We start from the raw sequence: 21,146 nt of genomic DNA, 5'->3' as shown, positions 1-21,146 counted from the left end.
GGTTACCTCAGGGCCCTCTTCATTCTTTCATACTGGGTTATTATTTGCGACACCTTCGACACCTTCCTCTCCTGGTCAATGGTCTGCCTCTCTATCTCCTGCAGCTTGGTCAGACGCTCCGCGTCGTTCATCTTCACATTGGTGGAGAGTATGGTCCTGGACATCCTGATGAGCCGCGTGTTGTTGAGCATGATCATGTCGATGCTGTTTGTCAGCGTCTGCAGGGTGGACGGGCTCAGCTCCCTCTCCGTCACCAGGCTGATGCACCGCGCCGACAGGTCTCCTTGTCTGCGGATGATCGACCTGGCCGTCTCGCAGTCGGAGATCGCCGCGTTGACCTTGCGCATCAGGTCCAGTGTCTCGTCCAGCTGGCCCTTCTGCTCCTTCAGATATCCGACCTGTTTCTGCAGTTCCGCGAAGTTCTTCACGTTCTGCGCGAGGTTGGGCGCGTCGGCCACGGCCCATTGTGCCGATGCCGGAATCGCCGCCACGAGCACGAATAATGATAAAAACAGTTTTCTCATACGTTTTGAATTTTAATTAATGTTCGTTGATATATTCCTTTATGGCTTCCTCCATTGACATGCGCCGGCTCTTCTCCTCGAGTTCCGACCATATCTCGCCCTCCGTCTGGAACGCGAGGAACTTCTCCCTGGAGAACTCGAGCCGGGTGACTACCCCGTAGTTCTCGCCCATGCGCATGAAACACTCGGAGTAGGGACGGTCGCAGGAGAAGTTGTTCCGCATCGATTTCATCAGGGCTATCTGTCCGGACTTCTCCATTTTGAACCTGTCGATGATGCTCCGGTAGATGACCTCCTTTGTCGGCAGGACGAACAGCATGTCCGTGTTGCCGATGATGTTTTTCGTATGTTCGTCGTCCGGAAGCTGGTCGGGCGTCTGCACGATTGTGTATACCGCCCCGTTCTCCTTGCGGATCTTCTGGTAGCAGTAGGCCACGGAGCTGTGTATGCCGGTTCCCGTGGCCGTGTCCACCATCTGTGCGGTCTCGGCGTATTCGTCGAAGATCAGCACGCCGCGCTTCCGCTTGTCGCTGAGCAGCTTCTTCTGCACGATGGTGAATATCATGCTCATCACGAGGTTTGACAGGAACCTGTCCTGTTTGATCTGCGTGAGCTCGAACACGATGAACCTCTTTCCCGAGAAGTCGGTCCTTGTGTCCCTGCTCACATTCTCGTAACGGTGTCCGGGCATGAATTCCCCGCAGTTCAGCCGGAAGGAGTCAAGCCCGAAGTAGGTGCGGGGGACGTGTTTTCTTGCGAGTATCTCCTCATAATTCTCCGTCACATGGTTGTAGAACCCCTCGAAATTGTGTCCTGCGGGCACATGCTCGTAATAGTCCTCTATGAACAGGTTCAGGGCGGTCTCCCTTTCCGACTCCTTTTCCGTGAACATGTGCTTCCAGTATCTCTGCACTATTCCGGAGATCATGACAAGCGAGTTGTTGTCAAGCTCCCTTCCCTCCAGATCGAAGGGGTTTATCCCCAGGGGTGTCCTCCCGTCATAGTCTATATGCATGGATATGTCCGGGTACAGCTTGCACAGCTGGCTGAATGACTTTCCGAACTCCACGACCACGGCCGTATAGTCCTGCTCGAGCAGCTGCTGTGTGAAATTGAGGGTGAAGGCGGACTTCCCGCCGCCGGTTCCGGCGATGACCATGCCGTTGCGTGCGTTCACCCGCTTTTTCCCCGCATCCCAGATGTCCTTGCGCAGGGGTACCTGGTACATACGGTCATGCACGAAGATTCCCTCCGCGTCGCTGCCGAAGCTCCCGCACTGGAGAAAGAAACACAACGCGACGGGCAGGGTGGACAGGAACAGGTATTCCCCGGGCATCAGACTGATCTGGCCGGGAACACAGGCGAAGTGCATTCTTGCCAGGTTCTCGTAACCGGGTATGTAATATCTGAGCCGGTTCAGGTTCAGCACCTCCCTGACCCTCCGGTCCGCCTTCTCCAGCTCCTCCTCGTTTTCGTCAAAGACGCATGCCGAGAAGAAGCAGCGCACCAGGGTCTCGTTCTCGTCCAGGATTTCCTTCTGGAGCTCGTCCAGTTTTTCGAACTGTGACTTGATGCCCCTGTTCATGGAGGAGTTGCTCCCGTAGATGTCTATGTTCCGGGCGATCAGTGAGCGCAGCCTCTCGTTTCCTTCGAAATGGATGACCTGGTTGACTATGTGGTTGTACGGAAGGTACATTCCCAGCTGTTCCATCATGGGGTGGTACAGCTGCGCTCCTGCGGGGGGAAGTGACTCGTCCTTGACACAGGAGTCCATGACACCGTCCGGAAGAAATGTCTCGTCACACACCGCGTAACAGCGCGCATGGTTTTTACCGGTATGGAGCGAGGAGTCGACATGCGTGTCCGTGACGGCGCCGTCATCACCGAACAGGTTGGAATATCCGCGGGTGAATGCGGCGATCCTTTCATATGGTACCGGGATTATCGAGGTGTCACGCAGGTTCCGGATGATGCTGGCCGCGTTGTTCACCCCCTCAAGGAAGCATCCGAGCCTTGCACGGTCCTCCCTGTGCAGATTCTCCCTGTAGGACAGGGGTGAGGACACATAGGCCTTCTCAAGGCTTCTGAGCCCCGGAAGCACGAAATGAAGGAGGCAGGTATGCTCAAGATACAGGCGTCCTTCGAAATGGCGCGCGTCGGCCCGGTCAAGGAAGGAGCCGGCCCGCATGTCGGAATGGTGGCTCCTTTTGAGGAACACGTCCTGCTTGTGCACATAAGTGCCGTCGGGCATGTGCCTGAAAGCCTCCCGGTACATCCGGTTTCTCTCATCGATGTCCTCCGCCGAGAGGGAGTAGCATTCCGGTTCGTGAAGTTCGAACGGGATGCATATGCTGCCGCATCCGGTGAGTATGACACTCTGCCCGTCAGCCTCGCTGATTATGTCAAGTATGTTGTATAGTTCTTCTTCTCTCATTTTTTCTTGGAATTCTTCTGTTTAGACTCAGATTGCTGACGGTCATGCCGTGTCCCGACTCCCTGAACTTGGTCGGCCTCGCCTTTTTCTTCAGCTTGTGCCGGAGCGCCGGCAGTCCGGCCAGCGATACAAGAAGGACCAGCAGGGTCCTGTCCCAGCCCCCGGTCGTTATTCCGGAACGTATGCTCAGGAAAAGCAGCACAAGGGCTCCGCCGCAGCATCCTACGAAAATCCAGTAGTCCGATGAAAGGAAGCCCCGTATCATGCAGGGGCTTTCCAGTCCTTTCCTGATCTTGTACCTCATACGGACAGGCTGATTCCGGATATCGAGCTTTTGACCGCCGTTATCACCACCGCCGCGAGCAGCGCGAAGCCCACATACCAGGCCAGTGAAAACAGCCCCTCCCTGCGGGTTCCCCGGTTCTCCTTGTCGACGATGTTGTCCCATTGCTGGGACAGCCCCAGGGCGACGCCGGCGAGCATGCAGGCGGCGAAGATCGGCACGGTATAGCCGTCAAGGATCTGGTTCATGGCACTCCGGGCGTCCTGCGCGAATCCCGGTGCGGCTGAGATTAATAAAAGTGCTGATAAAAAAAATCTTCTTTTCATGACAAATCTTTGTTTATGGTTTGATTGTTCCGGTATAGTCTCCTCCCGCTTCCCAGGGACGGACGTTCACACCGGAGAGGATGAGCGTCCCTTCCTTGTCCAGGGTCAGCGCGTGGCTGTATCTCTTTCCGGGCTCGAGGTTGCCTGCCGGAAGATACCAGTCGTAAGTTCTTTCCCGGTAATGTATTTGCGCCTTGCCGCCACCGGCCGGTCCGGGAAACAGAAGCAGCCTGTTTCCCCCGGAGATGAGGGTTCCGGTTTCCGGTTTTATGGACAGGGTCCCGCCGGCAAGGTCGTACACGCCTTCCGTCGGCACTCCGTCAAGACTCAGGCTGCACGCGTCACTTCCGTCCACGGTGAATTCCATGAGGGAGAGCAGGTGTGCCATCTCGATGTCCGCCCGGTTGTTGAGCCAGTCGAGACGCAGCTCCCCGGATGCCATGTAGTCGGTCTGGGTTGTGAGGCTCACGGGCAGTTCCTGCCCCTGTATGCTCAGGAAGGGATGGAAGGCGAACAGCCTGCAGGCTGTTTCCGTAAGTGTCACTTCCGGAAAATGCCACCCCCCGCCGTATGTCACATGCAACGGGTTGGAGACACCTGTATAGGTACCGCCCGTATCGTCCAGCAATATGATGCCGAAATCCTCCACCCGGGAGTTTCCGTCATCCGCACCGTTGCCGCGGCTGGAACAGCTTTCTATCTGCAATCCCGCCTCCCTGTTCTGCGGGAGGGGGTCCCGCCCGTCCGAACAGCCTGTGAGGACTGCCGGCAGCAGGACCGGGATTATAAGTTTGAATACTTTTATTTTCATTGTATATTGCTTCTTAACGTCAGTTTCTGTCATTGTTCAATGTCAACGGAGGTCTTTCCCGGCTGTACAACTTTAAGGGACAGGGTGTAACCGCTTTCGTCCTGTTTGAGAGTCACGGTACCTGTTCTCCTTTCCTTGTTCGGGTTCTCCTCATAACTTACCGATGTGCCGTTCACATGGATCCAGCTGTCACCGGACGCGCTCCATGAAAGGTTCCTTGTTGACTCCCCGGTCTTCTTATAGCTCGTTATGTCTAAAGAGAATCCGCCGGCTGACGAGTCGTCCGGATATTCCGTATGGCTGGTTCCTCCCTTCGCATAATAGAAATAATAGCTGACCGGTGATGCCCCCTGGCTGACTGTGGCCGTGGCCGACGCTCCGCCATGGGTTGCCGTAAAGACACAGCTCCGGGCGGATGCGGTGTTGTTCTCCGATACCGTCACCGTGTTCCCTGAAAGGAAGAATCCCTCTGCGCCCCCGCTGATGGTGGGGACAGCCGTCTGTGTGGTTTCCTGCACGCCGTTTACGAAAGTCACGCGTGAGGCTCCCGCACTCAGCATCGAGGTTCCTCCCTGCCAGGACACCGACGCGGGAGTGGCTGTCAATGTGACGGACCAGCCTCCATAATTCCGGTACCTGGGTTCGAGGGTGCGGTCGGTGAGCACCTCGAAAGTGTACCGGGCCGCGTCGGAGACTATCCTGCCGCTCTCATGCCAGCCTGCGAACTCATAGCCCGCCTTCACGTCGGCGGTCACCGTACAGCTGCTTCCCGCATTATACAGCCCTGCGCCGGTAGTGGTCCCTCCGGGTGCGTAATCCAGAATGGTGATCCGCTTCTTGTAGTCCATCCGGTAGTTGTGCACCTTGCCCGCCTCGGTGACCATGTCGGAGATGCCGTGGAGCCTCATGTCCGTATTTCCGGACAGGGCCACATAATTGGAGGATGCGGTGAGAGTCTGGGCGGGGATGGTCACCCGGAACACCGCCGTTGCGTCCCCCTGCGGACTGTACCTGTACATCCTGCAGCTTCCCCGGCTCTCGTCCGTGGTGACGCCGCCCGTGAGCAGGTTGAACCGGCTCGTGCGTTTCACGTTCTCCAGCGTCGCCTCCCTCACGCCGTCGTTCCGTTCGATCGTGAGCTCCACCGTTGACAGCCTGTGTCTGAAATGCAGCGGGACCGTATAGTCCAGGACCGGATCGGTATGGGTGGCGGTCATGAAGTCCGCCGCCAGCCAGCCCGCCTTCCCGTCCTGGTCGCCGGCCGTATGGGATATGGCGGTCAGGTCGGTCTGTCCCGTCTTGAAAGGATAATACACGTAGAAATCAAAGTCGGTCCCCGCTGTCACCATGATATTGTCCGCTTCCGTCGCCGGCCTGAACCTGCCGCCGTCATACGTGTATCTGCTGTTGGTGGCAAAGTACACGCCGGTCTTCGGCTCTATGGCGAAGACACCTATGGCGTCGCCTTTTTCAAAACTGCCCTCCTGGGTGCTCCGTGTGTCCGCCCCGGCTGCGGCGGTAAACGTCACAAGCCTGTCCCGTAAGGGCGATTTCTCGGGAAAGGCTTCCTCCCGGCAGCCGGCAAGGGACAGTGCCAGCAGGCTGCAGACAATCATTGTTATTGTTCTTGCCATTGTTCTTGGTTTTACAGGGAACCTTCCGGTTCCCTTCGGATGAGTAAATTATTTGACCGGCACAAGGGTGATGTCGGATTCGGTGGAGGTCCATCCCTCTATGGTCACCGACTGCCCGTTCGAGCCTCCGATTTCCGCGTTGTTGGAACGCATGGTGATCGAGTAGATATATCTCTTCCCCGCCTCCCAGGTGATCTGCGGGATGGAATATGTGTAGGTCGCCCCGTCGATCACCACCTCGAGTGTCACCTCGCCGGAGGCCAGTGTCATGGGATAGACCGCCGCAGCGAAGTCCACCGCCTGCTGTCCCTGTGCGGGGACGGTCGTGTTTGGAGCCCATGAGAGTTCCGTGGTGGTGGGGCTGAACGTGATCTTTCCGCCGTCGTTCAGGTTCATTGTGCCGGTGGTGGCGAACTTGGCGCTGGAGGATTTCAGTCTGGCCGATGTGAGGTTGCCGTCGTTATGATACTCCGGTGACACTTTCAGACGGACCACCAGCTGGGACAGGGCGTGCTTCATCGGTATCCTGGCGTCTGTCTCCACTACGGAAACCTGGTTGGTGCTTTTTCCCCACATATAATCAATCGGGGTGCCGGCATTGACGGGGACGGGGATTCTGGTTCCGTCCGTCACCGACTGGTTATACGGATAATATGCCCATATGGTGGCCTTGTCCGAGAGCAGGTACACGGGGTTGGCCTGCGTCCAGCTGTTCGCCTGTCTGGTCGACTTGTTGTTCTGCGCGCTGTAACGGGGATAGGCGTCGCCCCATCCGGTTGCCTTGTACATGAACAGCCCGATGGCGTCACCCGCCGCCCAGTCCGTTTTGGAGATGAAGCCGGCCCTCGTTTCCGCGCCGACCGTCGGAAGGATGTTCAGCTGTGATACCGGCTGTTCCTCCCCCGTGTTCTTTCCGTTGAATACTTCCTCGCTGTTGCTGCATGAGGCCAGCAGCAGGCCCGCGGTCATGACCGCTGAAAGAAAAAAAATTGTCTTCATGTTGAAAAAAAAATTAATTAAAGATTTGGTAATTCAGTCTCCGGTATGTCCTCCCACTCGGGAATGACAACCGGATCGTCTATCGTAAGTTCCCTGCCGATGTGCAGGTTCAGTTCCAGGGAGAGCTCGTCACCGTCGAATCCTCTGACATACGGGGTAAGATCGACCGACTGCCGTTCATCGAACACCGAATCCTCCCCGTCCATCCCGACCTTTACGGTCAGTGTATTCTCCGCCGTGGGATTGAACCCGAAGACATACAGGCTCGTCTTCCATTCGTCCGTGCCCGCCTTGCGTGCGAACACGCTCGTGACGCTTGCATTTCCCGTCCTTTCCCGCGAGACAAGGTACCGTCCGGTAGAGATGCCGGAGAGCGTGCCTTTCAGGGAGGACAGCGGAGCGGTGTTGCCGGATACGTTGACCTGTATGTTCAGGCGCTGGACGAATGCGGACGGGGTGATCCGCACCCTTTTGGGACTCTGGTATTCCAGACGTTCGTTCAGCATGGCCGTACAGCAGAATCTCTGCACGCCGGAAATGTATGCCTTGCCATCCAGCGTGTCGGTGGCAGCAGTGAGCCGTGCCTCGTGGTAGTCCCCGGTGCCGGCCGCCTCATAATTCCCGGTATGGAACAGGAAGCGGTATCCGCCCTGCGGGATGCTCCACCTGAGGGTGTCCTGCGTGAAGGTCACAGTGGTCCCCGCGGGAAGGTCCGTATCCGCCGGATAGGCTGTCAGATGCCTCTCCTCCGGTACCGGAGGGGGCACACTGATGCCGCTGAAGTCACACCAGGCGACCAGTTCCCCGTTTCTTGTGCAGAAATCCTCATTGAAGTCGCAGCCGGCCAGTGCGGCTGCAAGGACTGCTAAAGATATCAGTCTGTTAGTATAGTTCATCTTTATACAAATTATAGGTTACTATCAGTTTGTTGATCTCCGGATCGAGCCTGCCCCTCCATATCTTGGAATCATCCTGGTCACATGACTTCACATATGTCTTCAGGGCTTCCTCCTCCCGTCCCAGACGGCAGTAGAGGATGGCGAGCAGATAGTTCCTGTCCGAAGTGTCCGGCTGTGCCAGCATGATGTCGAGCGCACGGCTGTCATAACCGAGTGACATCAGGCAGACCGCGGTGTTGTAGTCCTCACCGTAGGATTCCTCCAGAATGGAGAGGGCCCTTCTGTATTGTCTGTCCTCTATCAGGCGGACCGCCTCCATGTAGGTGCTGTCGATGACCGGCATCACGACCGTGTCCTGGATCATGTTCCGGCGGTGGAGATGGAACTTGAACTCCACACCGCGCAGGAGCGGGTAGTGCTTCTCCCGGATACGCTTGTAATCGGAGGCGTATCCGCGCAGGGCCTGCTCCCGGCTGTCGGGGTTTCTTGTCTCTTCCATGACATGCAGCAGTGCGGTTCTGTTTGACAGGCTGTCATCCGCACGGACCAGCTCGTGCAGTCCGGCCCAGTCCTCGCCGATCCAGTGGGGGCGGAAGAGCGTGTCGACCCCTTCGCGGTCATCCGTACGTTCGGCAAGGTACCGTTTGAGTGCCAGCGCACGTTCCCTCGAAAGGAAAAGGTTCATCTCGGAACTGCCCTCGGGTGACGAGGTGGCCGTCATGCGGATGCTGTCTATCAGGAATTCTCCCGTATAGCTGATTCCTCTGATCGTCTCGAATACCTTGTCGATCTCCGCCTTGTTGTTTCCGGTATTTTCGGAAAAGCCGGTGCTCCCGGGCCTGTAGGTCACATATGCCCGCAGGCTGACCTCGTCCTTGCGGGTGATGATCCTCTTCTTGTAACGTGGCGTACGGTCAAGGAACTGCACCATGCTTGAGATGAAATAGGTGATCGTGTCCGACGGGGGAAGCGCTGTCCGTGTCTCGTCCTTCGAGAGTATCTGGCCGTCAAGCGTGAGGTCTATCTTCTTCGTGTTCTCGGTGGCGGGAAGTTCCTGCTTGTAATAATACACGAAACTGTCGCCCTCCTTTATGACCGTGTCCAGACGGGCGCTCTCATAGGGGAAGCGCACATACTTCTCGTACATTTCGCCGGCCAGCTCCTTTTTTTTCTGGTTCTCGGCCATTTTCCCATAATCGGTGAAACGCTCCGTTATCGCGGCGGAGTCTTCCGGAGTGATGCTTTTTGTGCGGATCCTGTGGTTGCCGTCGGCGAAGATCCTCCATTTGGAGGGGATGTACCGGCCGTCCATCTCCCGGCGCAGCCAGTATGCCGGAAGATGCTCGAGTATGGAGTTGTATCCGGCGATGGCCTGCCGGTTGCGCTCCATCTTGTAATTGAACAGCGCGAACCGGGCGTTGGCCTTGTCGGACCAGTCAATCCACCTCTCCTTGGCGATGACCTCGTGTTTCCATGCCTGGAAGTATTCGTCCTCAAGCTCGGCCAGCGCCTTCCTGTAGCCTTTCTCGTCAAACAGTTTCTGCAGGTAAAGGCTGTCCGGAATGATGGAGTTCATGAACGCCTGGTACCGCATGTAGCCCTTTTTCTGCATTTTGGCGAAATCGGCCCCCGAAAGGAAGATCCTGTCCAGACGGATCGTGTCCGTCCTCTTGTAGGCCACGGGGGTGAGCTGGAGCTGCCATTTGTTGCTGATCAGTTCGCCGGGAACCGTGACTACAAAATCCAGGTTGATCCTGCCGTTCCTCTCGGCCACCTGTTTGCTTTTCGCCACCACGGTGATTTCCGTCAGTTCCATCTGGGTTATGTATTCCCCCGTCACACTGTCCTTCGCAGCTTCCGTCACGATATGCTGCACCCCCTTCTCGTCCGTCCAGGTAACCTGTTTGGGAAGCTGGTAGTTCGTGTCGGCTGCCGTCTCCCTCATTTGCGGCTGGGAGATGCGCACACGTGCCAGGCGGGGAGCGGTGGAGCATGAAAGCAGCAGGCCGGAGAACACTGCGAACGGCAGGATATGTCTTGTCTTTCTCATCATGGCGGAATTAGAACAGATATACGAGGTTCAGTGCGGCGCGGGTGGGCAGGAAGCGCCAGCCGTAGTCACTCTCCACCAGGTCCCCGCAGCGTCTGCACAGGTACCTGTCATATCCCAGCCACACCGCACCCGCACCGATCTCCCATTCGAGGTTCCAGCGTGTACCCAGCTGGTAGGCTCTCCCGATACTGACGCCCGCACCGTATCCTTCGCCCTCGTAACGGTACCTGCTGCCGAACAGGTTGCCCGCACTGTATGTGCCGGCAGTGGCGTACATGCCGATAAAACCGCCCATGTAACTTTCCAAAAGCCAGTAACGTACTCCAGGAGCGGCATAAAAATTGCGGAACTGCCGGTTCTTTGAGAAGGTGAACGGGTTATACTGAAGCGGCAGGTGCAGCGACCATTTGCGGTTCAGCGTCATGGACGCCTCCAGATTCAGGTTGGCCGTCCCCAGCCCGAGCAGGTTGGTGCGCAGGGAGTAGGACTGCGCCGCCGCGGACAACGAGCAGGCAAGCAGCCCGCAGAGAAGAAAAGAACGCTTTCTCATACCTGTACATCCTCCTTGTCCTTGATGACGGTCACCTCCCATGCGGTAAGGGTGTTGAACCACCGGTTATCCCACTGGCGGGCGGAAATGTCAAACTTGACATGTACAGTCATGCCGGTTTCGACCGCATAACGGTCGATGTTGGCGTTCATCAGTTGCAGGCACACGCTCTGTGGCCTGCTCTCCTCGGTCTCAAGAACGAACTCGCGGCTTTTCCACTCGTTGCCGGAGGTTTTGCCGATCCCGTCCCTGACGGGAAGTACGGCGATGATTTTTCCTTTTATTTCCATTCTGTTAATATTTGGTTTTCAAAATGTTACATTTTTATCCGTTACAGGCTGTCAGCCGGGCCGTAAGGCCCGCCATAGGGCTGTGACATGGCCGGGATACGTCCTGCAGGGTTTATTGAGATGTCATTGTCGACTATAGGTCGGATGGACGCATCCCGGTATGTTGCTTCTGCCGGCCGGTGTGACCGGTTATCGGTTACCGGTACCCGGTTCATTCCTGTATTACCTTGTATATTTCAACTTCGGGGACAACTTTCCCCACTCTGTTACGCATGAAGTCGGTTATGATATCTTCGTAGCTCCATTCTTCGGAGTAGGACATTGTATCCTGGTGCCCGTCACAAATTACGGTTCTTATTACCGGTTATGGACAAGCTGAAATGGGTGGCCGTTTCAGCCGGATTATGGCACTTGAAATGCCGGGTTCCTTTGATGAGAATATAGTTTACTTTCATATTTATCCTTCCTTTAGAGGGTTATCCCACAATCGGATTCAATAAGAAAAAAGGTCTCTTTCGTATCTTTACAGACCCTACGTTTCGCACCAAGGGCCTTCAAGGTCTTATGCGGAATTGCCGCTCTGGTATCCTCAACTGAATCCATACCGTCAATACGGATATGAATTTTAACATTCTTTGTTGTCACTGCCCGTGCCATATTTTAACTCCTTCTATTTTGTTTTGAGGGTTATTCAGTAGCCTTTTTGATAGCATCACATAATACATCATAGGCAGGTTCTTCCACACAGACATATTTTAGTGCTTCTTGGCACGCTTTTAATAATTCAGGAGCAGCTGCTATTAACTTGGCTCTCTCCCGTTGCTTTTTCGTTCCATTCTCATGTCCCCCCAATGGAAAAGCTACAATAGCCAAAGGGAATTCAATAGATGTATCTTCTTTTATAAAGATTGCACCATCAGGAAAGTCGGGAGTAATTGTTTCAACCGTTTTCCATTTTATCAAAATTTCTTTTTTACTCATAATTTTATTGTTTTAAATCAGACAAAAGCATGAATTACTTCACCAAAAGTATCTTTCATGGTTTTACAGGGACACGTACCTTGACGGTAATGTAAGCATGTCGTATTACATTCATCAGTGCATACCTGACCAATAACCGTATGTGGCACATCATTATCTGTCAGTCCTCCTAACCCGTCATTATCGTTCATGACGAATATTTCACCATGAATTTCAATTGCTAAATATTTCTCCGTCATTTCCGTATTCTTTTTTTTATTCATGTTACTGTACCGGTTATGATTCCTCCACCGGATTCTCCGGATCGTTTTCATTCCGGTTCGGGAAAGGATCTCCTCAATGACGTACCACTCCACGTCGTCCTCCTCCAGTCCGAAGAAGGCGGTGAGCCCCGCAGGATCGGTGAAGCCGACGTATGCGGTGGTAAGCGGTAGCGGAGAACCGGTCTCCTTGATGACAATCTCATAGTGTCTGTATTCCATGTTCAGGCATTTATGACTGTTTCTCCTTTTCCTTCCCCGGGAGGCGGAGGTACTTCTTCAGGAAATAACTGCAGATCTTTGACAGACGCAGCCTGAAGGTTTCCTCGCAGGGGAGGACCTCCAGTGTCACCGCAATGGGGGCGTCCTGCCAGGTGATACCGGGAAACATCTCCTTGAGTGCACCTTGGGGGATGTACAGCGACTCCTCACCGGTCCATATGCCGGTATCCCTTTCGGGTTTGTATATGAAAAGATGCCCCGTACCGTTATAATCCACCGCGAACCAGTATGTGTTCCTCATCTTTCGTCCGCATCAGTTTTTTCCCCGGGAAAGGCAATCGTGCCTTTTCCCAGCAGTTTCTTTACTTCCGTGATCCGGACGATGCATATCAGGCTGTCCGGTTTTCCCTTCACATGAATGTACCACCGGGAGGCGGTACCGCCTCCCGTGTCAAAATGCAGCGGCAGGGTGCGCGGATATTTGGCGTCCAGCTCCTCGATCCGGTTGTGGATGTCCTCCTTCAGGTTCTCCAGTCCCTCACGGTCTCTCACCAGGCTGTCCTGAAACTTCAGGATGTATTCCTGGAGCTCGTTTCCCTTACGGTTTACCGACGCGTAGGTCTGTATGGAATGTATGAAGAACATGCCCCCGTTGTCCGGTTCCCGGCATGCGCTCCGCATCCATCCTGTTTTCAGGTGGAAATCATGAAAGCAGCCGCCTTTGCCTCCGGATGGGGCCGTGTCAACGTACCGGACCGTCACAAGTGTGCGGCCGGCCATCGTCTCGACCTTCTCAACTACAGCCCTGATGTCGGTTCCCAAACCGGTGGCTGTGCCCGGAACGGTTACTTTTTCTCCTGTTCTCATCATTGTACGTATTGGTTATGTGCCGTTTGACGGCATTGTTCTCTTGTATTCATTCTATCTCCTCACCCCACAGTTCCAGATCGGTGGGGGCATGTCTGATCTGGTATATGATCCGCAGCATGCCCAGAAGATACAGGACGCCGGCCAGTATCAACAGTGTCTTCATATGCCCCCTCCCTCCGTCCGCCTGTTCAGGCTGACGCTCCGGCCGTCACCCGTTTTGGACCGGCAGGCCGGACAGTCCACGTCCGCACCGGACGGCGGGAGGCTGTATTCATCCGGGATCTTCTCCGGCATGTTGTCTTTCCGTTGTCTCATCATTCATTTTTTGTCGGTTTGCAAGTTTTGCTTTCCTTCACATCTCACGGCCGTTGACCGGAGATTTGATTTTCTGCAGAAACTCATTGAAATCATTGCATGAGGGGTACAGCCGTTCCGACTCGTTCACCAGCACCGTGGTTTTCGGCAGCAGGCCCTGTATCCTCCTCAGGGCTTCACGGCCGGGCGGATCATTGTCGAGAAACGCGTGCACCTTCCCATACCTTGAAAGGAAATCCTTCGAGCGGTCGGCGATGGCCGTGGAGTTCAGCACGCAGATGTCGAGCTTTCCGAGCTCCGGAATTTCGGGATGGTCCTTGGCATACTGCCTGAAACTGAGCAGGTCGAAGAACCCCTCGAAAAGAGCGCAGGATTTGTTCCCGCCCGCAATACAGGTGATATCCTTGGCGTTGGCACACCCCTTGAACATGCTGTTGCGGAGTTCGAATCCCGAGCGGTCGTTGGCAAAGCCAAGCGCGTATTTCTCACGGGGATTCCTCTCGAAACAGTAATGCACCTCCACACAGTGGCTGCGGACAATATCCGCATCAATGTGGCGTGAAGCGGCATAGTCAAGCAGGTGCCTGTTCTCCACCGGGATGACTTTCAGTACCGTCATTGAAGGGGCCTGTACCGTCCTGCCGGGGGATGCTGCCGCCGGCAGGACGGGAGGAACGCCGGCCAGACCGGAGAAGCCGAGCTCCTCGATCCGGCGCATGGCCTGCGGGAAGGCACAGTTCTCCATGCGCATGACCAGATCGACAACCCTGCCGTGGCTGCCTTCCCCGAAATCATACCAGCGGTTCTCGTTTATGAAAACCTTGAAGCTCGGGGAGCTGTCACGCCGGAAAGGCGAACTGTACATGTCATACCCTCCGTACCGTCTGGACGGCTTGTAGCCGTAGCGGGCAAGGATATCTCCCAACGGGATTGAATTGGCTTCCTGTGATGTCATGGTTATGTTGTTTTTATGGGTTTCCGTAAGGCTCCCGCCGGGCCTCGCGGACGGGCGGGAGGAGTTTTTTAAATTTATAAATTCATCCCTGCCATCCTCACGGACAGCCTTCGGCGGGATATGTCTTCTTCTGATAATTCCGTTGTTTCAGAACGCCTCCCTATGCGGGGACGGCCTGCCGCATACGGCTCAGGAGAAACCGTGTGGGACTTTTGATCCTCTTGTTGCCCCAGGTCTCCTTCAGGGCCGTGTCAAGCACCACGGGTGCCACGGAGGCGAGCTGCAGGATCTCCTGCTGGTCCCTCGCCGCGACCCCCAGAAGCTCGAGCGTTTTGCGGCGGTTGCGCATGGTTTCCTCCTGCCTCCTCTGCCGGTCGGCCTGTCCGTACTCGGCGTTGTATTTGGCGATATAGTTCTCGATCAGAGGGTACAGGAAGTTGAGATTGGTAAGTTGGAAATTACTCTGTTCAAGCTCCCGGATCCCCCTCTCGATGGGAAAGTCCGGATAATATCTTTTCAGGACATGCACCCATCCGATGTAGTGGTCGGACACGCCCAGATATTTAAGTTTTTCTGAAAGGAAGATCCCGTCCTCCTCCCCGGCCGGAATTCCGGCGGGCTGTGCCGGAGGGGTTGGGGAGGATATTTGTTTTTCTTTTATTTTATGTGGTTTATTTTCGCGAGGTATTTCCGTTTTTTCGCGAACATCCCTGTTAACCGTGTCTGAGGCCGGTAGTGTGTGCGGGCCGGACACCGCCTGTTCGGGAGCCGGGACATTCTCCGGCGGGGAGGGCGTGTCGCACCCGGATGCGGGCATCTCCGTCAGCCCGGATCGGCATGGTGCGGAAACGGCATGATGCGGTGCCGGAACCGATAAAGCTGACCCTTCGGCGGCCAGCAGGAAAATATCCCCGGGGATCGAGGGTTTCCGGTGGATGGCCTTGCAGATGCCCACATACAGTTCCTGTATATCCTCACTGGTGAGAATCTGTCTTTCACGCCACAGGTCCTTGTTGAAAAGGCCCAGGTCGGCACAATAGTCTATTATGGACGAGATCTCCTGTTCGTCCATACGGGAGTAGTCGGATATGTCGAACAGTCCGTCGGCATCCATGAGCATGTAGCACCCTTCAACACGGAAAATCTCGTTAATGATGAAATGGTACACGCCCCAGCCTTCCATGCCGAACTTGTTTTTTAGCCTTTTGACTTTCGGATCATAGAAGTGGTCGGTTTCGAACCTGAAATAGGTGAAACCTTTTTTCGCTGTTTTTGGCATAAGCTTATTTATTTAAAGTGGATAATGATCTTATGGATCAACTGGCCGAAAGCTCGAACTCCTTGGGGATTTCGGGAAACGGGGGGAACACGCCGCAGGACTGGAGATAGTTCCGCTGGATGTCCGCGGAGGTCAGCACGCGGTGTTTCTCGTATAGCTCACCGTTGAAAAGACCGACCTGTATGCAGCCGTTGACAATTCTTGTGATATCTTCCAAAGAGGCATTCCAGTAGGAGGCGACCGCACGGGCGGTCTCCTCGCACCAGGGAAGAAGATAACCTCCCTTGCAGAGCGTCTCGTTCACGAGATACCGGTAAATGCTGTAGCCGGAAAAACCGTATTTGCGGGTGAGTCTTCTGATCTTCATGTCTGAAAACTGAGAAGTGCCGATCTCATAGCAGGGACGGGTGCCGTACTCCTGCCGCCGTGTGTTCCCTGAGAGGGGACGGCCCGTTGTAAAACTTTGGATATTCATATATAATAAGGTATAATGTTGCTGTATTAAAAGACAAGTACACGAAAGCCCGGGTTCCGCCGGGAAAGGCGGAAGCGGAAAATCACCTTGCGGAAAGAATATGGTGCTTTTTGCGGATGAACTGCACATAATTGTGCACAGTCTTCTCACAGACCCGGGGAAAGTCCGGATAATGCTCTTTTAAATGGTCGTGGACACGACTGCTGGAAATGGAGGGGAAACGCAGCAGCAGCGAGACAACTGCCTGCTCATAACGGTGAAGTTTGTACCGGCGGTTCTTTGAGTTCTGACATTCTAAAATGAGATCCTCAGAACTCAAAGATTCGAGATGTTTCACTGTATCGCGGGAAACTCCAAGACGTTGTGCGGTTCTCGTAATGTTGATTCCACGAGAACGAAGATCAAGGATAGTATTCCGTAAAATGTATTTTTTCCTTAAATGTGCCGTATCCATATGCTATTGAATGGAAATCGAAACTGGAACATTCCAGTTTACGAATGTTTGATACGGCTAAATTACCATTCACACTATTTCTATTTGATTATTTTCCTCAGAGTATATATCAACAGTTGTTAGTTCATTCTCATATTTAAGGGTGCAACTTTCAATTCTCTCTTTGTTGTTTAAGAAGTAGGGCTTTTAAAATATCACAATTTTTTTATTTTCCCTCTTCTCTAAATCCTTTATCCCCATCCACAAAATTATTATAGATACTATTAAAAATATAGGTGCAATGTAAAGAAGAGCTATTAGTCCTATGAATATTAAAATTAAATATAATATCAGTCTTAATTTATCTAGCATACAGCTTCAATTATTATTTTAATTATATTGCTAATATTATAAATACTATTCCTGCATATTGGAGCATGGAAAATTTACGTTTTCCATTATATTTTAGACATTGCTATTTCAAATTTTGATTTTATTTCAGCTGTTAATTCTCCTTTGGGGAGTGAATCCATTCTTTTAAGCAGTTCATTTGTTCTGCGCTTTTCCTTGCGATATTCAGCAACACCGAAATAATTTTTTAGACATTGCAGATAATAATCATACCTGTCAGACTTGGCAAATATATATCTTTTTATATCATTTTCCAAATAGCCTGTATAATCCACTTCAATATCATCAAAAACAATTTTATCAAATATCTTTTTCATTAAACGTTTGAAACGTATATAATGCAAAGGACTTAATAGGTTACTGCCTGTCACATTGGTGAATCCCTTGTTCTTTAATTGCTTACGTGATAATTTAATTTCATACCGCAATAAATTCACAGGAACTTTATCACGCTCTGCTATAGGGATACGGGAGCTCTTGATAGCTTCAAAAGTCTTATCATAGAACTTTATGGAATATTCCGAGAAGCTACACCTACATCCTCTCAATTGACTCGTTCCTTTTAATGGTGTCATAGGAATAAACCTATTTGATTTATAGCTATGTATTGTATTAAGATAACGTGATACATCTTTATCCATTTGAAAATTGACACCTAATTCTATACTGGTAACGATAAAGTATTCCAAAGGTATGTTCGTTATATCAGACAATTTCAACAATACAGCTTTAGCTTCTTCATAAGTAAACAAAGAATAATTATTTCCTTTCGCATATTTGTGCAAAGAACCTGTTATGGTTAAACGGTTGCCTTTATAAGTAAACCTTAAGTTGCTTATAAGTGAAGAATATATAAAGCTTTCATCCTCAGCAACCTTTGATGGCGTTAAACCAAGTCGTTTTTCTACATCTTCAAACTTTACATCATCTATATAGATTGTTATTCTATCTATCATTACTACGATTATCTATATTAATGGAAGTAAAGATACAAAAAACAAGTTTACAATAAACATATTATGCTGTTTTAAAATGGAGGAAAATACGGTTCCATTATATGGCATACAAATATAATACCATACATTTTACGCCCTTCATGCCACTCATCTTCTGCTATTTCGGTTATTCCCTTACTGCATTTCCATAAAACAATCAAATTGGGTTTTGCTTTACTGCAACCAAAATCATTATTAGCTATTTCAACTACATCATCCACTAATGACGCAACATCTTTTGTTTTGTGGGCATAAAGAGCTATTGTTTCCATACAAACACGAACAATCGGTTTTTTATAGAAATTCTTGTTTAGTTTTATCTCTCTTTCTATTCCACAAATTTGTTTATATGCAGCATTCCAAAAAGAAAGGCTATCGGTTCGATATTTGCAGAACGGTAAAGATTGCTTGTTGCTTTTAAGTTCTAAAAACAAATGATATTCATTTTTCTTTCTTGCATTGCATCGGCAGTAATAATCCACTCGTCCCCAATGATTTTCTTTTCCAACTTTCCGCTCAATAGGGTATTCAAGAATAAAGCAATCAGTATTTTTAGCTAATGCCGGTATTATTATAGAGTGCATTTGTAACTCTCCGAAACAGAAAGTCGTGTAATTTGTTATCTCAATATATTTTTTTGCAGATATTATACTATCACGAATAACCTCTATCAGAAAGTCAGAAACGACTTGCTTAAATCGAAAATTCCCTGTTCTTTCTATACGTATGATTTCCTCTGTGTTTGGTATTTTTTCTTCCATAAAAAACGTGGGCTAAACTACATTTGCTTCTATGGTATCGCCAAACACCGTGCTGTCAAATGAGTAAAGCCCACGCATAAGCATGGGCACTAACACTTTACTCTTGACAGCTTCAATTTTGGCGATTTTTAGAAGCAAGAATAAAAGCTAATGCTTTTAATCAATATGTATGTTATTAATTATTGTCTGTTTCTTATTATTTATTAGGGATTTTTGCAAAGGTATAAAAAGTAAATCAGTTACCAGCATAAAAATAAAAAATATCTCAATTTTCATTTTCATGCCCGAATTTAAACAAACCACCCTTGTCTATTCTCTTATCTGTTGTCATTTAAGGGGGGGGCTAATAGCTTGGCTTACGTCCAAATGCTTTCCTCTTACTTATGCCGCTAGGCTAGCCATGTGGTTGAGGCTTTTCATTTTTACACAACCGTATTTTTACCACATTTTCTATCGGTTAGATATACTAACCTGATTCCCTCATTTTCTTTATATGACTATGATACAGCATTTTACGTATTATAGTAAAAGGCTTTTATAGTTTACTCGTTATTTTTATTTTTTGCGTATTCTGAAAATTCAAAAATAAGGTTGAATAATGTTTCCATTTTAATTATCTAAAAAAATAATGGAAATGGCAATTTTGTCATCTCCATTATTTATTACTTTAATTTGAATTATAATTTTACCGTGTATTTCTCTATGAGCGCGTTAACTCTATCTTTCTGATAGGAACAGCAATTGCTTTGTTTTAAAAAATCAACCACATCTTCCACACGATATCGAATCGTCTTAGGACTAATTTTATAAAATACTAATTTACCTTCGGAGCGGTAATTTTGTAATGTGCGTTTGCTTACCATTAAAATGGCAGCAACAGCTTTGGAGTCTAAAAATAAATTTGAATTATCCATGATATACTTTATTTAAACATTCTACAACTTCATTTCGTTTGCTGTCCACAACCTTTGCGTAAATCTGAGTAACTTTTATATCACTATGTCCAAGCATTTCTTTTATTACTGGTAATGGTATATTATTGGTTAGTAACGCAGTCGCATATGAATGCCTGGCACAGTGAGTGGACAAGTTCTTATCAATATTAGCTTGTTCTGCAATCTTCTTTAATTGTTTATTGATAACCGCCGTAGCTGAACTGATAGCGTTCAAAGCATCTTGTGCTGACACTTCATCCACATCCACTTTTAATATATTAAAGACATATTTTTCAGATGTTATTTTTCCTCCATTATTCTCTACCGCACAACGTCTTCTATCCAAGACAGACCTAACATAATCATTTATTGGAATAGTCAACAACTTTTCAGTCTTACGCATACGGATTGATATTTTTTCATCAGTGATATGCTTCCACTTCAAAGTTAATATGTCCGAGATTCTAATTCCCGTATAGCATTCAAACAAGAAAACTTCTCTTGCATCATATAACGGATTTCTAACTCTCAATCTAAGATGTTGGATTTTATGTATTTCCTCTATTTCTAAAAACGTCCTGTCTGTTTGTTCACGTTTAAATCTCATTTTACGGAATGGATTTCCCGTTTCATCCATATCATAATTTCGATAAATATCCCCTACCAATTTTGCAAGTGCTTTCAGATTAACAGTAGTGGTATTTCTATTATTACCTATGTGATTCATCAGATAATTTTCATACCCTTTGATAAAATCCAATGATATAGATTTTATAGGTAAAGAACCATTCCCCACATAAAAACGTAGTTTCTTAACTACAGATTTATACTTTTTATATGTAGCGTGCTTCCCATCCTTGTATAATTGTTCAATATACTTGTTGGCATACTCAAATAAATCAAACGAAGTTCTATTATTAATTTTGTTTCTGATTGTTGCCATACTAATGGAACTGTCCGCTAATGTTAGAAACAAAGTTTCTTTTTCTAATTCAGCTTTCTTTTGGTTTATAGTAGTATTTAATATCTCTGCATTCGGATGTTGTTTCTTTATACATCTATTTTTATCATCCCAAAACTCCGGACTAACATGAAATAATGTCTTGTACATAACTCTCCTATCTTTGGTAATCCGTAAACATACAGGGGCTTCATTCGTGGACTTTGATAATTTCTCACGTCTAATTACTGCTACAATTCGTGCTACGTTCATTTCTACAATTATTTAATCGGATTCAACATTCATTTTATGCTTGCAATTTACAGGGGTAAAACATTGGTAAAACATTTGCTCCCCATTTTTACGAATAATAGAAATAAAAATGAAAAATCCAAATCACCAATGGTCTGATAAGAAGTTGGAAATCAGTAACCAAATTATTTTAGTTAAAAAATAAAAGAAAATGAGAGCAATCTGTTTTAGAACTGGTGGCACCACCAAAGAAAGTACA

Annotated in this window: 24 protein-coding genes; all 24 read right to left on the bottom strand. The window is 49.9% G+C overall.

Annotation, left to right across the window (positions count from 1 at the left end):
• Positions 1-2 precede the first annotated feature (2 nt).
• Positions 3-524 carry a DUF4141 domain-containing protein gene (locus AB5935_RS05610; protein ID WP_244058102.1) on the bottom strand — a complete coding sequence of 174 codons (522 nt, stop codon included), beginning with the start codon at positions 522-524 and terminating at the stop codon, positions 3-5.
• Between the two features lie 16 nt (positions 525-540).
• A complete protein-coding gene (locus tag AB5935_RS05605) occupies positions 541-2,958 on the bottom strand; it encodes a VirB4 family type IV secretion system protein (RefSeq protein WP_244058103.1) in 2,418 nt (805 codons plus the stop codon).
• On the bottom strand, positions 2,927-3,262 hold the full coding sequence (locus AB5935_RS05600) for a hypothetical protein (protein ID WP_244058104.1): 336 nt from the start codon (positions 3,260-3,262) through the stop codon (positions 2,927-2,929). Before AB5935_RS05600 ends, AB5935_RS05605 begins: the two co-directional genes overlap by 32 nt.
• A complete protein-coding gene (locus tag AB5935_RS05595) occupies positions 3,259-3,567 on the bottom strand; it encodes a hypothetical protein (protein ID WP_016268454.1) in 309 nt (102 codons plus the stop codon). Before AB5935_RS05595 ends, AB5935_RS05600 begins: the two co-directional genes overlap by 4 nt.
• A gap of 13 nt (positions 3,568-3,580) precedes the next feature.
• Positions 3,581-4,378 carry a fimbrillin family protein gene (locus AB5935_RS05590; protein ID WP_244058105.1) on the bottom strand — a complete coding sequence of 266 codons (798 nt, stop codon included), beginning with the start codon at positions 4,376-4,378 and terminating at the stop codon, positions 3,581-3,583.
• Between the two features lie 29 nt (positions 4,379-4,407).
• Positions 4,408-6,012, bottom strand: a complete 1,605-nt coding sequence (locus tag AB5935_RS05585) for a fimbrillin family protein (protein WP_368327348.1) — start codon at positions 6,010-6,012, stop codon at positions 4,408-4,410.
• Between the two features lie 48 nt (positions 6,013-6,060).
• The gene (locus AB5935_RS05580) at positions 6,061-7,011 is read right to left on the bottom strand and encodes a fimbrillin family protein (protein ID WP_368327347.1); all 951 of its coding nucleotides are present in this window, start codon (positions 7,009-7,011) and stop codon (positions 6,061-6,063) included.
• A gap of 17 nt (positions 7,012-7,028) precedes the next feature.
• Complete coding sequence (locus tag AB5935_RS05575) at positions 7,029-7,907, bottom strand: hypothetical protein (RefSeq protein ID WP_368327346.1); 879 nt, start codon at positions 7,905-7,907, stop codon at positions 7,029-7,031.
• Positions 7,894-9,960, bottom strand: coding sequence for a hypothetical protein (locus AB5935_RS05570; protein WP_368327362.1), 2,067 nt, complete (start codon positions 9,958-9,960; stop codon positions 7,894-7,896). The genes AB5935_RS05575 and AB5935_RS05570 overlap by 14 nt, the downstream gene beginning before the upstream one ends.
• 10 nt (positions 9,961-9,970) lie before the next feature.
• Positions 9,971-10,513: a DUF3575 domain-containing protein gene (locus AB5935_RS05565; protein ID WP_244058109.1), complete on the bottom strand. Its 543-nt coding sequence runs from the start codon at positions 10,511-10,513 to the stop codon at positions 9,971-9,973.
• Complete coding sequence (locus AB5935_RS05560) at positions 10,510-10,803, bottom strand: DUF3127 domain-containing protein (protein WP_368327345.1); 294 nt, start codon at positions 10,801-10,803, stop codon at positions 10,510-10,512. Before AB5935_RS05560 ends, AB5935_RS05565 begins: the two co-directional genes overlap by 4 nt.
• Before the next feature lie 41 nt (positions 10,804-10,844).
• Positions 10,845-11,018 (bottom strand): hypothetical protein, encoded by a 174-nt coding sequence (locus AB5935_RS05555; protein WP_244058111.1) that lies wholly within the window; start codon positions 11,016-11,018, stop codon positions 10,845-10,847.
• A gap of 472 nt (positions 11,019-11,490) precedes the next feature.
• Complete coding sequence (locus AB5935_RS05550; protein ID WP_244058112.1) at positions 11,491-11,784, bottom strand: hypothetical protein; 294 nt, start codon at positions 11,782-11,784, stop codon at positions 11,491-11,493.
• 17 nt (positions 11,785-11,801) lie between these two features.
• Positions 11,802-12,266: a hypothetical protein gene (locus AB5935_RS05545; protein WP_244058113.1), complete on the bottom strand. Its 465-nt coding sequence runs from the start codon at positions 12,264-12,266 to the stop codon at positions 11,802-11,804.
• Positions 12,267-12,276: 10 nt separating this feature from the next.
• Positions 12,277-12,567: a hypothetical protein gene (locus tag AB5935_RS05540; protein ID WP_244058114.1), complete on the bottom strand. Its 291-nt coding sequence runs from the start codon at positions 12,565-12,567 to the stop codon at positions 12,277-12,279.
• Complete coding sequence (locus tag AB5935_RS05535; RefSeq protein ID WP_309296075.1) at positions 12,564-12,911, bottom strand: hypothetical protein; 348 nt, start codon at positions 12,909-12,911, stop codon at positions 12,564-12,566. The genes AB5935_RS05540 and AB5935_RS05535 overlap by 4 nt, the downstream gene beginning before the upstream one ends.
• Positions 12,912-13,488: 577 nt before the next feature.
• Complete coding sequence (locus tag AB5935_RS05530; protein ID WP_244058116.1) at positions 13,489-14,406, bottom strand: toprim domain-containing protein; 918 nt, start codon at positions 14,404-14,406, stop codon at positions 13,489-13,491.
• 160 nt (positions 14,407-14,566) lie between these two features.
• Complete coding sequence (locus AB5935_RS05525) at positions 14,567-15,685, bottom strand: DUF4373 domain-containing protein (RefSeq protein WP_244058117.1); 1,119 nt, start codon at positions 15,683-15,685, stop codon at positions 14,567-14,569.
• 37 nt (positions 15,686-15,722) lie between these two features.
• Positions 15,723-16,160 (bottom strand): DUF4373 domain-containing protein, encoded by a 438-nt coding sequence (locus AB5935_RS05520; RefSeq protein WP_244058118.1) that lies wholly within the window; start codon positions 16,158-16,160, stop codon positions 15,723-15,725.
• Between the two features lie 82 nt (positions 16,161-16,242).
• Positions 16,243-16,614, bottom strand: coding sequence for a hypothetical protein (locus tag AB5935_RS05515; protein WP_368327344.1), 372 nt, complete (start codon positions 16,612-16,614; stop codon positions 16,243-16,245).
• 437 nt (positions 16,615-17,051) lie between these two features.
• Positions 17,052-17,960, bottom strand: a complete 909-nt coding sequence (locus AB5935_RS05510; protein WP_038611707.1) for a hypothetical protein — start codon at positions 17,958-17,960, stop codon at positions 17,052-17,054.
• Between the two features lie 71 nt (positions 17,961-18,031).
• On the bottom strand, positions 18,032-18,760 hold the full coding sequence (locus tag AB5935_RS05505; protein ID WP_038611704.1) for a hypothetical protein: 729 nt from the start codon (positions 18,758-18,760) through the stop codon (positions 18,032-18,034).
• Between the two features lie 677 nt (positions 18,761-19,437).
• A complete protein-coding gene (locus AB5935_RS05500; protein WP_007848860.1) occupies positions 19,438-19,674 on the bottom strand; it encodes a helix-turn-helix domain-containing protein in 237 nt (78 codons plus the stop codon).
• Positions 19,667-20,908, bottom strand: a complete 1,242-nt coding sequence (locus AB5935_RS05495) for a site-specific integrase (RefSeq protein ID WP_038611701.1) — start codon at positions 20,906-20,908, stop codon at positions 19,667-19,669. Before AB5935_RS05495 ends, AB5935_RS05500 begins: the two co-directional genes overlap by 8 nt.
• Positions 20,909-21,146: the final 238 nt, after the last annotated feature.

This window comes from Phocaeicola sp. RTP21198st1_B8_RTP21198_201120, assembly GCF_040929485.1.
GTDB classification, from domain to species: domain Bacteria; phylum Bacteroidota; class Bacteroidia; order Bacteroidales; family Bacteroidaceae; genus Phocaeicola; species Phocaeicola dorei.
This window is presented reverse-complemented; position numbering and strand designations above follow the sequence as displayed.